We start from the raw sequence: 15228 nt of genomic DNA on the forward strand, positions 1-15228 counted from the left end.
TGTCTACACAAGGAGTTTTTTCTTAAAGACTACTTACTATTTTGAGACCATTCTTCAACATCCCAAACCTTTGTGATCCAATCTTCATAGAATTCCGGTTCGTGACATACAAGGAGAATTGTTCCTTTATATGCTTTCATAGCCTTCTTAAGTTCTTCTTTTGCTGTAACATCAAGATGGTTTGTCGGCTCATCAAATAGTAGCCAGTTACTTTCTTCACCCATTAACTTACATAAACGAACTTTTGCTTGTTCTCCACCACTTAATTGACTTAATGGGCGAGAAATATGTTCATTTTTTAATCCGCATTTTGCTAACATCGCACGAATTTGATGCTGGTCTAGGCCAGGGAATGTATTCCATACATCATCAATTGGTGTTATATTATCAGCTTTAACTTCTTGCTCAAAGTATGCAGGCTCTAAGAAGTCACCAAGACTTGTTTTACCGTTTAAAGGTTTAATTTTACCTAAGATTGTTTTTAGTAACGTTGATTTACCAACACCATTACATCCAACAATAGCAATTTTTTCACCACGCTCAATTGTCATTGATAGCTTTGGTAGTAGCGGATGTGTATATCCGATTTCTACATTTTCACCTTCAAAGACGAAGCGACTACTTGCACGACTTTCTTTAAATGAGAATTCAGGTTTAATTGCTGTTTCCGGACGATCAATAAGTTCCATGCGATCAAGTTGTTTTTGACGACTCTTTGCACGACCTGTCGTTGAATAACGAGCCTTGTTCTTTGCAATGAAGTCTTCTTGCTTTTTGATAAACTCACGCTGCTTTTCATAAGCGTTTATATGTTGATTTTTATTGATTTCTGCTAGTTCTAGGAATTTTTCATATGTCGCTGTATAGCGCGTCATTTTTGTGAATTCTAGATGGAAAATAACATCAACACATTTGTTCATAAATTCTGTATCATGAGAAATTAATAAGAATGCATGTGGATATTCTTTTAAATAAGTTGTTAACCAATGAATATGTTCAACGTCTAAATAGTTAGTAGGTTCATCAAGCAATAACACTTCTGGTTGCTCAAGTAATAGCTTTGCAAGCAATACTTTTGTACGTTGTCCACCACTTAGTGCTGAAACATCACGATCTAAACCAATAGCATCAATTCCAAGACCACGTGCAGCCTCTTCAATTTTCATATCTAGTAAATAGAAACCACCTGCTTCAAGTGCATCTTGTATTTCTGCCATTTGTTCAAGAAGTTCTTCTAGTTCTTCTGGTGTAGCAGTTCCCATTTTTTCTGTAACTTCATTTAAAGCTGTTTCCTTTTCGAATAACGGTAAAAATGCATCCGCTAGTACGTCACGAATTGTACGTCCAGGCGTTAAAACCGTATGCTGATCTAAGTAACCGTAATGTGTGCCTGGTGTCCATTCTACACGACCTTCGTCATGAATAAGCTGACCAGTAATGATATTCATGAATGTTGATTTACCAACACCGTTTGCACCAACTAATCCAACGTGCTCACCTGCTAATAATCGCATAGATACATCTTTAAATAATGTACGATCGCCAAATGTATGTCCTAATTTTTCAACTGTTAATAAGCTCATAGTATCCTCCGTCCAACTTGAAATAGTACCTTGAATCATGATACTAAATTCTTTCATATAATGCCATCATTTCAAAATGTATATTTTTTCAAAAAAAGGGTTGCATTAATTTTCTGAAAATATATAATATAATTGAACAGTGGTTAATTAAATGTGTGAGGTATGAAATATGTCACCAAGGAAAGCAGTTAAACAAGAACTAACAAGAGAAATGATTATGAATGTAGCTAGGGGGCTATTTATAGCACAAGGATATCAACATACTTCAATGCGCAAAATTGCAACAGAACTTGGATATAGCCATGGTTCGATTTATTATCATTTTAAAAACAAAGCAGAGCTATTTTACGCAATGGTGGAACAGGATTTTCAATTATTAAATAAAAAGTTAGATGAAATTTGTAATCAAAAATTATCGAGAGAAGAGCAACTAAGAGCAGTTTTATTCGGTTTTATTGAATTTGGTCTAAGAAATCAGAGTCATTATGAAATTATGTTTTTAATTAAAGATGCCGAATTAAAAGAGTGTTTGGCAAATAGTCCTAATGTTAGCTATGAAAAATTTGCGAAGGTTATTTCTTCTTTATGTGATGGGAAATTAAATACGATGATAATATGGTCTGTTTTTTTATCATTACATGGATTTGTAGCACATTATTGCAGAAGTGGTCAAACGTTTGAAGAACTACAAGGTTTGGCTAAAGTACATGTAGAGTTTATTTCAAAATCGCTTCTTATGTAAGTGATTTTCTTTTTAACATTAATTGACCGGTGGTTAATTAATTTAGGAGGGGATTTATAATGAAGAAGGCTTTAGTATTAGGTGCTTCTGGTTCAATGGGTTATGCAATTGTAAACGAATTATGTGACCGAGGGATTCATGTAGTTGCTTTTGCAAGAAATAAGGAGAGATTAGGTGCATTATTTTCTGGGAACAAACATGTAGAAGTTGTAGCAGGCGATGTATTTATACAAGAGGATATAATGAATGCCGCTAAAGATGTTGATATTATATTTCATGCTGTAAATATTCCGTATTCAGATTGGGAGAAACAACAAGAGAAATTATTAATAAACATATTAGAGGTATCGAAACATTACGGTATCAAACTAGGAATAGTTGATAATATTTATGCGTATGGAAGGCAAGGGGAAGGGCTTGTAAAAGAAGATGCTAAAAAGAGACCACAAACAAAGAAAGGGAAGATTCGTTTACAACTTGAAGAGATGGCAAAACAAGCTAATGTACGAATGTTTATTGCTCATTTCCCAGACTTTTATGGTCCAAATGCAGAAAATACACTTGTCCATCATACATTAAAGGGAATACTTGCAAATAAAATGTCTAGCTTTGTTGGAGATAAAAAGATTGCCCGTGAATATATTTTTACACCAGATGGTGCAAAAGCGATGGTTGAATTAGCTTCACATGATGAGGCCTATGGACAAAATTGGAACATACCAGGTTATGGTGTCATTACAGGTGAGGAAATGATTCAACACATACGGGAATTAACGGGATATACCAAACGAATAATAGCTGTGAAAAGAGGAATGATCCAGTTCATTGGTCTGTTTGATAAGCAGATGAAAGAATTTGTGGAAATGCTATATTTGACGGAAAAACCAGTTGTATTAAGCGGGGAGAAATATGAGAGGTGTATCGGGGAGATACCAAAAACTTCGTATTATAATGGGCTAAAAGAAATGATTATATCTATGCAAAAAAAGGGTGTGTAAATGTTAGGATATAAAAAAGTTACTTCTACCTATAGAAGTAACTTTTTTGTTATGCCTTTTGTTTAACTTCACTAACTTTCTTTTCAGCTACAATAAAATGTGGTCTACGTTTTGTTTCATAATAAATACGACCGATATATTCACCAATAACCCCTAGGAATATGAGTTGAATACCGCCAATAAATAGTATAGCGGAAATGAGAGTAAAGTAACCAGGAACTTCCACACCACCAAGGATGATTTGAACGAACGTAGTGATTACATATAAAAGTCCAAAAATGGTTGTTAGTAATCCGAGATATATAGATAGACGTAACGGTTTATTATTGAATGAAATTACACCATCAATTCCGTAATTTAATAATTTCGAGAAGGTCCATTTACTTTCTCCATCAGAACGTAATACATTTTCATATTCAATGATTAATTCGTTATAACCAATCCAAGAGAATAAGCCCTTCGAAAATCGGTTGTATTCACTTAAAGATACTAAAGAATCCACTGCTCTTCGGCTTAAAAGTCTAAAGTCACCAATACCATCTACTAATTCAATATCTACAAATTTATTCATTACTTTATAGTAAAGACGAGAGACGAAAGAGCGAACGGGTGAATCACCAGTTCTTGTCCTTTTTGCAATGACTTGGTCGTAGCCGTCGTTATATCCTTCTAACAGTTCTTTTATTAATGTAGGAGGGTGTTGTAAGTCAGCATCCATAATAACGATTGCATCGCCTGTAGCATATTTTAAACCTGCTAACATTGCAGCTTCTTTTCCGAAGTTTCGACTAAACGATATATAGTGTACCGATGAATCTGCACTAGCTAAATCACGTAAAATATTTAAGGTATCATCTTTACTACCATCATTAACAAAAACAAATTCATAATCGGTAGTTAATTTATGAATTTCAAGAGAAGTCTCTGAATAAAAGGCTCGAAGCACCTTTTCTTCATTGTAGCATGGTACAACTATTGAAAGGGTCATGTTTGACACTCCTTGTTTGTAGTGGATTAAAATAATATTTAGATATTATTTTAGGAAGCTATCTAAATAGATAGCTTCATGATTCATTAAGTGCTCATTATTGCTTTTTAAAAGAAAATTTTCGTCGTGCTTTTGGATTTTTGAAAATTAGTAAAGCTATACAGATAATTAGTGAGATGATTGATATAGTCATACCTAATTTGAAGTAAGGTGTAACGTAAGTCATTTCGATTACATGTGAACCTTTTGTAATTGGAACACCGATAAAGGCAGAATTCGCTTTCGTAAATTCTGTTTCTTTCCCATCAATTTTTATAGTCCAGCCTTTACTATATGGGACAGATAGATATAAGAGCCCGTCTTTATTTGATTTGATATCCCCTTTTAAATAATTGTTCTTATAATAAATATTTTCAAGCCTATTTTCAGTTAGTTTTTTTGTTTCTTTTTGTATACTTTCATAGTTTACAATATTTGCTTGCAAGTCACCTAATTCATACTCACCTGCCATATCAATAGAGATAGTTAGGTTTTCTGGACGCTCATTGCCCAAATTGTAAACAAACCTTTCTAACGGATAAGAGTATGCACCAGCATCGTCCCCTTTTCCTATCGTTTTTCCATTAACAGTTGCATTGAATGTGCCTGCATTTTTTAATTTTAATTCTATCAGTAGATCACCAGGTGTATCAGGATAATTGATAGGTACAATCATATTTCCAAAGCCATGAATAATTAGTTTATTTTCTTGTTTTTCCATGTTTTCGAATTTTGCTTTTTCCGTTTTAATAGATACTGCCTTTGATTTAAGGTCTTGTTTATTAAAATGGTTTAATGAAAATTCTTTTGTATTATTAACGACAACAGCATGTAATAATAATTGATCACGCTGAGCGAAGTTTAATTTAGAAAATTCTTCTTCACTTATAGCCGAATCATATACATATCCTAACGGTAAAGCATAGTCATTTTTGTAAATATTATATGGTCCTACTTGCTGTAATAGTTTATATCCATAAGGTACATTCTTTGAATCTGTATCAGCACTTAATACGCGATATTTTATACCTAGCATATTTTCGAGTAGTAGTCGACTATCAGCTTGATAAAACATTGAAGGTGTATCGTACATTTGGAATACGCCATATTTATTTTTCATAAAGTCATGGACATAATAATTAACCAAGCTTTGATACGTACTTACGCCATGATATCCTTGTAGCATTGGTGTGTTATATTCGCTATATGGATTAAGAATACGATAAAAGTCTTTATCATTTTCTTGTATGTAGCGAATTGCAGCAATTTCTTCTTGATTATCATAGCCTGGTTCGTGTAACTTTTCAGTTGAAATCTGGCTCTGTCCGTAAACTGTGCTAAGTATATTATTCGCATACATATAATTCATAGAAATTGTGCTAACGAGTACGTTCAATACAACTAAAAATTGTATGAAAGGTTTAGAAATATAACGCCATAAACATACTGTAATAACAGAAAGAACGACAGTTCCGAGTAAAATGTTATCAACGTCTTGTAAAGGTTTATCAGTTACATTTATATTTGCCTTTCTATAAAATGCATAAATGAATAATCCAATAGACACTAATAAACTTATTAAATAAGGTAATTTGTAGTCTTTCTTATGAATAATCATCCAATCTAGAATGTATGCAATTGTTTGGGCAATTACAAATACAAATAAATAAAACCATCTAGATTGCATTGCTGAAAAACCATTAAACATAGAATATGTATATGGAAGCATAAACAGAATGAACATGAATAACGTAAAGAATACTTTATTCTTAACGAGTTTATCACGTATAAACATTCCAAATACGATTAAGAATAAAATTAAAGCTGGTAAAGCTAATTGATGATTTTCAGCATTATACATGAAGAAAATATTTTCCATTAAATCTTTATAAAATTTATCTTCAAATAATAATGGTATCTCAAACTTTTTTGATAGTCGATCAGCGCTAAATACGGCATTAACTGATGGGAGGAAGCAAACGGCGGCTAAACCGAGTGATAATCCGTACAATAAACCGATTCTAATATAATAAGTTAGAAAAGAGACAATCGTTTTATTTTGTTGTGTCGCAAAGTATTGGAATAATGCATAAATAAATATGAAAATACTTGTGATAAAAGCAAAATAAAAGTTTGATGCTAACATTAAAGTAGCAGCGATTAGGAAAAGGCCGTGCTTCTTTTCAATAATATATTTATCAAGTCCCCATATTACTAATGGTAAAAATACAATGGCATCAGCCATGAAATCCCATAGTAAAGAGTGGCGGATGAAAGTAATACAGCCACCATATATAATAGCAGCAACAAAAGATGAGAATGCTGTTTTATTATGGTAACGTAAAGAACCATACATGAATACCATAGCTAAAAAGTTTTTTAAAATACTCATGTATAATTTCACGTCATATACTTGCTCAAGACTTAGTTTAGGTAGTAACAGTGTAATCCAGAAAAACGGTGATGTGCTGTAATAATAACTAAACTCTCCAAATAAATCTCCACCTAATCCATAATCAAAAGACCAAAAAAGGTTGCCATCTTTAAAGGCATGTTGTAGAAGAAACGTAAAAAAGCCAAATTGACGTAACGCATCCCCTGTACCAGAAAAGGCTTGATTAGATGTTAAAAAGAAATAATGAAAAGCAAAAGCGCACAATAATAATATTGGCATAATTATCATTGTTTTCTTGGAAAAGAATTTATTATTCGGCTTTATGCTCATAAAAATTGATAATCCTCCTTTGAAAGTCGTTACATGTAACAACTAGTTTTTAGGTAGCATATAAAAACACACCAATTTTTAAAGGTGTGTTCTTTAGTTTTAACATGAGAAAATATATATTTTTGTTGAAGCATATATATTTTTACAAGCGTTGAAGTTCATAGTTTACATGTAATTTAGTATAAGGCATTTTCAGAAAGTAAGTCAATTTGAGCTGGAATATATAGCATTTTTTTACTGAAGAAAAATGATGGTATATAAAAAAAGCAAAAAGCTTTTCCATTTTTAAATAGGAAAAGCTTTTTGCTTTTAAGCATGTTTGCGAATGAGCTTTTGTTTTATAAACCCTAAAACAAATCCACGTATTTGAGGATCAATTCCAATTCCAATTATACCGTATAGTATACCAGTAAGAGTTAAAGCAATTAGTGGCGGTAAGTTGATTAATGCAATTCGGTATATACCGTAACTAATAATAAAGGCTAAGGAATTAAATATAACTCCTTTAACTAATAATTGCATGCCTTTACGAATAAAGAGGGTAAATCCGATTAATAGTGTAATTTCGGTAAGGATAGCTGCGGCAGCTGCTCCCATCATTCCATATTTACTACCTAATACAATATAACCTATGATGGCAACAACTAATCCAATAGTCATTGTTGTTGCACGTTTCCATTGCTGGCCAATCGTTGTTAAATTATCGGCTAGTGGATAGTTAATTGATTGTAAAATAACCATAAACGCTAGAATAGCAAGAGCGTCACCAGCGGGAGCGTATTCTTCTCCTAATAAACTAACAATCCAGAAACTTGGATCTGCAATAAAGGGGATAGAAATTCCGATTCCTAAAAAAGACATAAGTTTTAATTCAAAACTTGATAATTTTCTATGTTCTTCAATATTTTTCTCATTACCAAAAGCAAAAAGCCTTGGATAAAAGGCTGCTGCAATTACCCCAGGTATTTGATATAGTACAGCAGGTATTTTAGATGCAGCACCAAAGAATCCAACTTGATTATACGTTGAAACCTTTTCTAATATAATAGGGCCCAATTGTGGTAAGAGCATAATGATGATGCCATTGATTGTAAAAATAAGTAGTTGATCTAAAATGCCTTTATCCCAACCCTTATGGACCTTCGTATAACGTATTGTCATTATAAAGGCGATAACACCTGTTACAAGACTAGATACCCCGTACATGGCAGCAACCATCATAAGTGACCATTGGAAAGACATCCCTAGTAATAGGGCAGCAGCAGCAGTTACACCTTGTAGTACAGAAATAATAGCTGTAAATTGCATGCGTTCTGTTACTTGGAAGTAAGCCATTCCAACACCTTGTAAGGTTGCTCCGAACATTGTTGGTAGAACAACCCAATATACCATCGCGCGTAAGTAAGCATCGGGATAGAAGAACTGGGCAAAAATAGCGAAAAGTACAGAAATTACGATAGCTAATATTAAACGAATACGTAAGTAACTACTTATTAGCACGCTAATATTAGCATCGCTTCTCGTTCCTTCACGCATAAACGTATGTGTTAAACCTGCATCTGTAAAGTAACAAATAACAGCTGAAACTGCTAACGCAGTTGTAAACATACCGTAATCACTTGGAGAAACATACCTTGCAAAGAAAATTGTTGCAATAGCCAGTACAAAACGGACAGTAATGTTTCCTACAAACAGGTAGGATGCGTTTTTTAGAATTTTATTTGTTTTCATGAGAAAAGACCTTTCTATTCTTTAGGACCCGGTTAGCTTGTCCTATTTGTAAATTTGATTTGTTCACAGAAAGAGAGAGTATCGTTATATTTTCAGTTTAAGAAAACAGAAATTTAATTCGTACAAACCAAAGCATTGCATATAGTTTTTTACTACGTTTTCCATTCTTTGAATAGATTTTACGGCAATATTTCTTTATATCTTTTTTGATTAATTGAACTTGTGATTTATCTAATTGAGAGTTTTCTTTAATATATATACAAGCGTTATTGATGACTGTATAAGGGAATAAATAAGTCTCAAGAATTTCAATAAGTAACTGAGAATCTTTTGTAATGAAATCTTGAGATTTATTATGTACCCATTCCTTCATACGATTGAATACTTCCAGCTCTTTTGTCGTTTTTAATTCATAATCTTTATACTTAGAAGAAAGATTTCCTTCTGATAAGATTCTATAATAAGTTAAGTATTCATGGACATAACATACATTTGTCACACTCATAAGTTTAAATAAAAACTCTAAATCTTCGCCCCAACTACATTCTGGTGTAAAACGAATGTTATGATCCATTACGATGGATCGTTTGAAAATCCAAGTACTTGTTTGAGCAACAACTTGATGCGTTAGGAATGCTTTTGCCATATCACCTTTAATAAAGTTTGTTGTATGTTCAACCTTCTCACCTGTTTCTTCGTAGAAATTCATATAACCACAATAGCAAGCGTCCATGTTGTTTTTATGCATACTTTCGACTTGCTTCTCAATTTTAGTTGGATGCCATAAGTCATCGCTATCAAGAAAAGCGACATATTCTCCACTAGCATTTTCAATACCCGTATTACGAGCTACTGAAACACCTTGGTTTTTTTGATGAACGTATTTTACTTGCCCTGGATATTTTTCAGCAAGGTTTTTCACAATAGAAGGTGATTGATCTTTACTTCCATCATCTACAATTACAATTTCGATATTTTTATATGTTTGATCTAGTATTGACTGCATCGTTTCTTCAATATATTTTTCCGTGTTATACAGGGGTATGACAACAGAAACAAGTTGCTTTTGTTCCATCATAGAATTTTTATCTCCTCAAGTTTTTTATGTCTTGCATCATATATACAAGCCTTTTGAAAGGAAGAAGATTACAAGAACATCTGTATAAGTTTAACGCATATAAACTTTGTAAATCAACTTTCTATTAAAAAGGTGGCGGGAAGTTAGATTCTTATGGTTAATTCTCGTATTTCAAACAGCTTTATCATGTCTATTGCATATAACTTCTTATTCATGTCATTTTAACTTATTAGTTAAGTAGGATGTATCTATCTTAACGATTGTGAAGGCGAATAAATTATTATTAAGAATAAAAAACCTCTTAATTTTTGCAATAAATTAAGAGGTTTTTTATATTAGCTATGAAATATTAGGTTAGTCTTTGTCTGGCTCAGTTGCATTTAATTTTTGCTTTAGTAACGCATAATCTTGCGTTAATGTTACAAGTTGATGATGTTGTTTAGAAATTTTTCTTGTTAGGTCAAAAATTAAGATGAAACAGAATAATAGTCCAAATAAGAATAAAATGGAAGGGGGATATTCTACTTTTAATAGTTTTCCAATCCAGTTTATAATTTTATCGGTAGAACTTAAAATAGCCATTGCAATACAAACAAAAATCCATAAAACAGCATATTTCGTTTCTAAAGTTTCACGGCGAATGGAATTAATAATTAATAATAATAATAATAAAATAAAGATGAATGAAAAGGTAATTATAGGCATTTATTATCAACCTTTCACGATTTTTTGCATCAATATAGCAAGACTTACTTTAATCATGTAATATGCAGATTTAAAAGGTGTGATAGAAGATTGTCCACCTTGTCGCTCTTGCATATTTACAGATATTTCATTAATGCGAAGTTTTTTCTTTTTTAAATGAATAAGAACTTCTGGTTCTGGATAATCTTTTGGATAGTTGTGTGCAAAAATTTTAATTACTTCTCGATTGATAGCACGATATCCAGAAGTTGGATCCATAAATGTTTGTTTTGTTAGTACTTTCAATAAGGCAGTAAAATAAAAAATACCGATCCTTCTGGAAATACTACCTTTATATGCTGTTTTTTCTGTAAAACGTGACCCTAGCACCATATCGCATTCATCTTCAGCGATAGGCTTTATAATTTTATATAAATCATCTGGATTATGTTGTCCATCAGCATCGAACTGAATCGCAATATCATATCCGTTCTCATATGCGTATTTATATCCAGTTTGTACAGCTGAGCCAATACCTAGGTTATATGGTAAATTCACAAGGTGAACAGGAAAATCTTGTACGATTTGAGCTGTTTTATCGTGTGATCCATCATTAATAACACAAATGCTTAATCCTGTAAAATGCTGTTTTAGTTTTAATAATCTTGTTAATGTATCTGCAATTGCTTCTTCCTCGTTATACGCTGGAATAATAATTAACGTTTTTGGTATTGAAATTGGTACTTCAATAGTCATTACCGCACCATCCCTTATATACTTAATCATATTATGGTTATTTTTAAACGAACTTTATTTAATATACCATTAACAGTATAACAAAATAAAGGAAAAGCTGGTGCATGATTTAGGAGAACAGATTGAGAATAAAATGGTAAGAGGTGATATTTTGTATAAAAAAATACATGCAAGGAAGAAAAAATCTGTGCATGTATATGGAAGAGTATTGTATTAAATATTCCAAGGTTTATTTAAAGTTAAAACCTCAGCCATTTCTTTGCTTTTTAAACGTCCTTTTTTTCTATTTTCCGCACGTTCTGAACCGGTTGTGTATAACCAATGTTCTTCCTCAGTTTCAGGTAGTACTTGTGGTACCGACGAAGGTTTTCCATCTTTTATTGCTACAAATGTAATGAAGCAAGTAGCAGCAATTCTACGCTCGCCTGCTAATAAATTTTCTGCGATTACTTTTACGAAAACTTCCATTGAAGATTTCCCTGTATAACATACAAATGCTTCATAACAAACAGAATCAGCCTGGTGAATTGGAGTTAAAAAATCAACTGAATCAATAGATGCTGTTACGCAATGTTTACGACTATGTCTTGCAGCCGCAATCGAAGCAATACTATCAATTTCTGCTAATAATTTCCCTCCAAAAAGTGTTTGGTGATTATTTAAATCGTTAGGAAAAACACGTGTTGTCTTAATTGCTTTAGATTCTCGCATGAATTTCTTTTCCATATATTCAGCCCCTATAGTCTGTTTTCAATCAGAATAATATGTGTAAGCGGATTACTCATATTAGATATTTAATGAAGTAAAGTGTATTCCAAAAGAGGATTATTTAAACTTCTGTATTTGTATTCATGTAACTGAAAGAAAATTTATTTTATCTAAAATGTAGTGTAAAAGAGGATTCGCTTACATTGCAAGTAAAAAGTAATGACTATGTATTTGTCATAGAAATTCTCTATCAGCCGTGTACTCATTCATGATAGAATCGTTTTGTTATGAATGGAAATAGAGGTGCAATGGACATATGAATCATATACAAACAAATTTTTCATCTTTCTTTAATAAAATTACAATCGGTGCGATGCTCGCATTTTTTGTTTATAGTTGTTGGGCAGCATTTGAGAAAAGTAAGCAATTTTTTGGAGGAAGTACAACAAGTGTAACAATCATATTAGCAATTTTTATCATACTCATTTTGTTAGTGGCATCAATTCTACAATATCGTTTTACAGATAAACAATTTCTTATTTTTCTTATAAGTATATCTATAGTTGTGAGACTTAGTATGCTGTTATTTGTAGACGCTCCAATAATTGGTGATCTGAAAGTGATGTATGAGTCTGCAAAGCAGATTGCAATTGGTAATAATATAGAGACTGTAACTCATTTGCCTTTTATTATATATGAGTCAGTAATTATTCGTATATTTGGTGATACATTATTCGCTTTACAACTATTTAATGTGTTATTTTGCGCAGGAACCGCATTTTTTATTTATCGTATTGCAGCAATGGTTTTTGGAGAAGAATGCGGTCGTATTGCTTCTATCTTTTATGCTCTGTATATTCCAAATATATTCATGAGTTCCGTATTAACTCCTGAGTCACTTGCAATATTTTTATTTTATTTTGCTTGTTACATACTTTTATATAAAGGATTAGATCATCCTTATATGTGGGTATTTTCAGCAATTTTATTTGCATTTAGTAATATGATTTTCCCAATGGGATTATTTCTTCCTATTTTTATCACGGTATATGTATTATTAATCGAAGTATTTCAATCAGCAACGAAACAAAAGGTGTTACTAAAGATGATAGGGATACTTATTCTATTTTATAGTGCCCATTTTGGTGTGAATTATGGAATTAAGACAATGGGAATGTCACAATATACGATTGCGAATGAGACGTATGTTCAATCTGTTTTAATTGGAAAAACGCAACATGAAGAAAAAATATCGAAAAATCAAAGTGTAACAGAGCATATTGATCAAAAGTTAAAAGAGATTGAGGGAGAAAGATTTAAACTTTTAGAACCGATGATAAATCAGTTTTCAGATGAGGGGATAAATTCTATTCTTTTCAAATATGAAAAACTGATATATATAGCCGTAACATTGTTTATGACTATAGCTCTATTACACTTCCTTATTAAGAAACAACAAAATGAGGGATATATGTTGTTCTTATTTTTAATTAGTGGATACGTATTGTTAAAGCTCTTCCAAGTAGATATGGCATATTACAATGTAATTATGCCAGCATTGTTTATTTTGCAGAGCTTTGGTGTTTATATGAGTTATGTGTATTGTCAAAAAATATTTTTCAGAAAATAAAAAGAATCCATTCTGGATTCTTTTTTTGATGGAAGATGAAATTTAGTAGTCAGTGCAAATGGAAAGTATGCCTGACCTGAATTTTATCCCGCTATTTTCCGGACAGTAAGCCACCCACCTCAAAATTCAGCGAAAGCAAAGAAGTTAGGTGGGGGCCCTGCTACTCGTAAAATCCCGATTGGTGAGGGCTGATTATATCTTATCGATTTAGTTCTAGTTGTAAATTATCGGCTGTTAGAGCCATTTGTGAGGAATCATCTTGAATTCCTTTCATTACTTGTGAAATAGCTTGTAGCTCATGTTCAATTTTCTTATTCTGTTCTTTTGAGTTAGACATATCTTTTACAATTTCTTGGAAGTATCGATCTGTTGCCGACATACTATCGGTTCCTTCTGATACGAGAGAGCTAATTTGTTTCACGGAAGACGAGACACGGGTAATTTGTTCATTTGTTTTTTCGACGAGCTTTGTAACGTTAAATATAGATTCTTTCGTTTGCTCTGATAATTTTCGGATTTCACCAGCAACAACAGAAAACCCCTTCCCAAATTCTCCAGCACGTGCAGACTCGATAGCAGCATTTAGTGCGAGTAAATTTGTTTGCTCCGCGATTGATTTAACGATATCTATGATTTCGTTAATTTTGTTAGAAATATCGAGAAGTTCATGAGTATCTGTAATAATCGTTTCCATATTCATTTGAATAGATCCCATTCGTTTGTTTTGCTGGTTTAATTGTTCTTTCCCTTTATTCGCTTTTTCTTCAGATGTTGTAGCTAATGATGTACCTGTTTTAGCAATTTCTACAATAGTTTCAGATTTAGCGGTTAGTTTTTGAATAGAAGAGCTTGTTTTTTCAGATACAGCAGCTAATTCTGTTGCGATATGCGTAATTGTCATAGCAGTTAGTTCTTTTTCTTTCTCATGCTCTCTTTGCATTCTTTCATATTCAGATTCATAAGCTGCAAGAACAAGTTCTTGTTCAAGAGTGAATAATTTATTTATAACATTTATAGAATAGGAAAAATCATCGATTGTTGTTATTTTTGTTTGCAAAATCTTCATGATAGAGCGGAATAATTCTTGATAAGCAGCAGTATACCATTTTCGATGTAAACCAATTTGTACATGCCTTTTGGCAATTCTAACACGCTGTTCAATAAAATCTTCATGCATATTGCCGCTGAATAATTCTTTAATATGTGTTTTTAAAGTTTGTTTTAGTTTTGGAATAGAGCTGTAACGTTCAATAATAGTAATTAAATTAGGTTGTTTTGTAATGTTGGCATAAAATTTTTCAGTAATCCAATCAATTTCTGCATAAATAAAAGGCTGTAGTACTTTTACAACTTGTAAATCTTCTTTTGAAATATGTAGCATATCCATTTGAATTTTCAATTCAGAATTAGTAGGTACATTAAAAGTTATTTGTTGGTCCTTACTTAATTCGATTATACTGGCATTTTTTTTATTAATATTTTTTTTGAAAACCCCAAGCATCATTCTTCCCCCTGTATATAAAACGTTTTCAATTTTAAAACTAATATAGAGTAATTATATATGCT

General features: G+C 32.1%; 12 protein-coding genes and 1 pseudogene. 3 read left to right on the top strand and 10 right to left on the bottom strand.

Features of this window, described 5'->3' with window-relative positions:
• Positions 1-29: 29 nt before the first annotated feature.
• Positions 30-1583 (bottom strand): ABC-F family ATP-binding cassette domain-containing protein, encoded by a 1554-nt coding sequence (locus tag ACS2FK_RS09440; RefSeq protein WP_063549394.1) that lies wholly within the window; start codon positions 1581-1583, stop codon positions 30-32.
• Between the two features lie 169 nt (positions 1584-1752).
• Here ACS2FK_RS09440 and ACS2FK_RS09445 point away from each other — a divergent pair, with 169 nt between their 5' ends.
• Together ACS2FK_RS09445 and ACS2FK_RS09450 are read left to right on the top strand one after the other, a co-directional pair.
• Complete coding sequence (locus ACS2FK_RS09445) at positions 1753-2325, top strand: TetR/AcrR family transcriptional regulator (RefSeq protein ID WP_063549217.1); 573 nt, start codon at positions 1753-1755, stop codon at positions 2323-2325.
• 59 nt (positions 2326-2384) lie between these two features.
• A complete protein-coding gene (locus ACS2FK_RS09450; protein ID WP_063549215.1) occupies positions 2385-3323 on the top strand; it encodes an SDR family NAD(P)-dependent oxidoreductase in 939 nt (312 codons plus the stop codon).
• A gap of 49 nt (positions 3324-3372) precedes the next feature.
• Here ACS2FK_RS09450 and ACS2FK_RS09455 read toward each other — a convergent pair whose 3' ends face one another.
• The 7 genes from ACS2FK_RS09455 to ACS2FK_RS09485 all read right to left on the bottom strand — a co-directional run bounded on the left by ACS2FK_RS09455 (position 3373) and on the right by ACS2FK_RS09485 (position 12050).
• Complete coding sequence (locus tag ACS2FK_RS09455) at positions 3373-4311, bottom strand: glycosyltransferase family 2 protein (protein WP_043935117.1); 939 nt, start codon at positions 4309-4311, stop codon at positions 3373-3375.
• A gap of 97 nt (positions 4312-4408) precedes the next feature.
• The gene (locus ACS2FK_RS09460; protein ID WP_063549213.1) at positions 4409-7075 is read right to left on the bottom strand and encodes a YfhO family protein; all 2667 of its coding nucleotides are present in this window, start codon (positions 7073-7075) and stop codon (positions 4409-4411) included.
• Between the two features lie 309 nt (positions 7076-7384).
• Positions 7385-8806 (bottom strand): oligosaccharide flippase family protein, encoded by a 1422-nt coding sequence (locus ACS2FK_RS09465; protein WP_000856130.1) that lies wholly within the window; start codon positions 8804-8806, stop codon positions 7385-7387.
• A gap of 97 nt (positions 8807-8903) precedes the next feature.
• A complete protein-coding gene (locus ACS2FK_RS09470) occupies positions 8904-9884 on the bottom strand; it encodes a glycosyltransferase family 2 protein (RefSeq protein WP_000970530.1) in 981 nt (326 codons plus the stop codon).
• A gap of 354 nt (positions 9885-10238) precedes the next feature.
• On the bottom strand, positions 10239-10589 hold the full coding sequence (locus ACS2FK_RS09475; protein ID WP_063549211.1) for a DUF2304 domain-containing protein: 351 nt from the start codon (positions 10587-10589) through the stop codon (positions 10239-10241).
• Between the two features lie 6 nt (positions 10590-10595).
• Positions 10596-11324, bottom strand: coding sequence for a glycosyltransferase family 2 protein (locus ACS2FK_RS09480; protein WP_000151539.1), 729 nt, complete (start codon positions 11322-11324; stop codon positions 10596-10598).
• 213 nt (positions 11325-11537) lie between these two features.
• Positions 11538-12050: an acyl-CoA thioesterase gene (locus tag ACS2FK_RS09485; RefSeq protein ID WP_000412123.1), complete on the bottom strand. Its 513-nt coding sequence runs from the start codon at positions 12048-12050 to the stop codon at positions 11538-11540.
• A gap of 298 nt (positions 12051-12348) precedes the next feature.
• Between ACS2FK_RS09485 and ACS2FK_RS09490 the strand changes: the two genes are divergently transcribed.
• Positions 12349-13662, top strand: coding sequence for an ArnT family glycosyltransferase (locus ACS2FK_RS09490; RefSeq protein WP_001015630.1), 1314 nt, complete (start codon positions 12349-12351; stop codon positions 13660-13662).
• Positions 13663-13861: 199 nt separating this feature from the next.
• Here the strand turns inward: ACS2FK_RS09490 and ACS2FK_RS09495 are convergent, their stop codons facing one another.
• Positions 13862-14602 carry a methyl-accepting chemotaxis protein gene (locus ACS2FK_RS09495; RefSeq protein WP_372584669.1) on the bottom strand — a complete coding sequence of 247 codons (741 nt, stop codon included), beginning with the start codon at positions 14600-14602 and terminating at the stop codon, positions 13862-13864.
• A 15-nt stretch (positions 14603-14617) separates the two neighbouring features.
• Positions 14618-15166, bottom strand: a pseudogene (locus tag ACS2FK_RS09500) (protoglobin family protein); the annotation flags it as partial.
• Positions 15167-15228: the final 62 nt, after the last annotated feature.

This window comes from Bacillus cereus group sp. BceL220, from assembly GCF_051776965.1.
Lineage (GTDB): Bacteria > Bacillota > Bacilli > Bacillales > Bacillaceae_G > Bacillus_A > Bacillus_A cereus.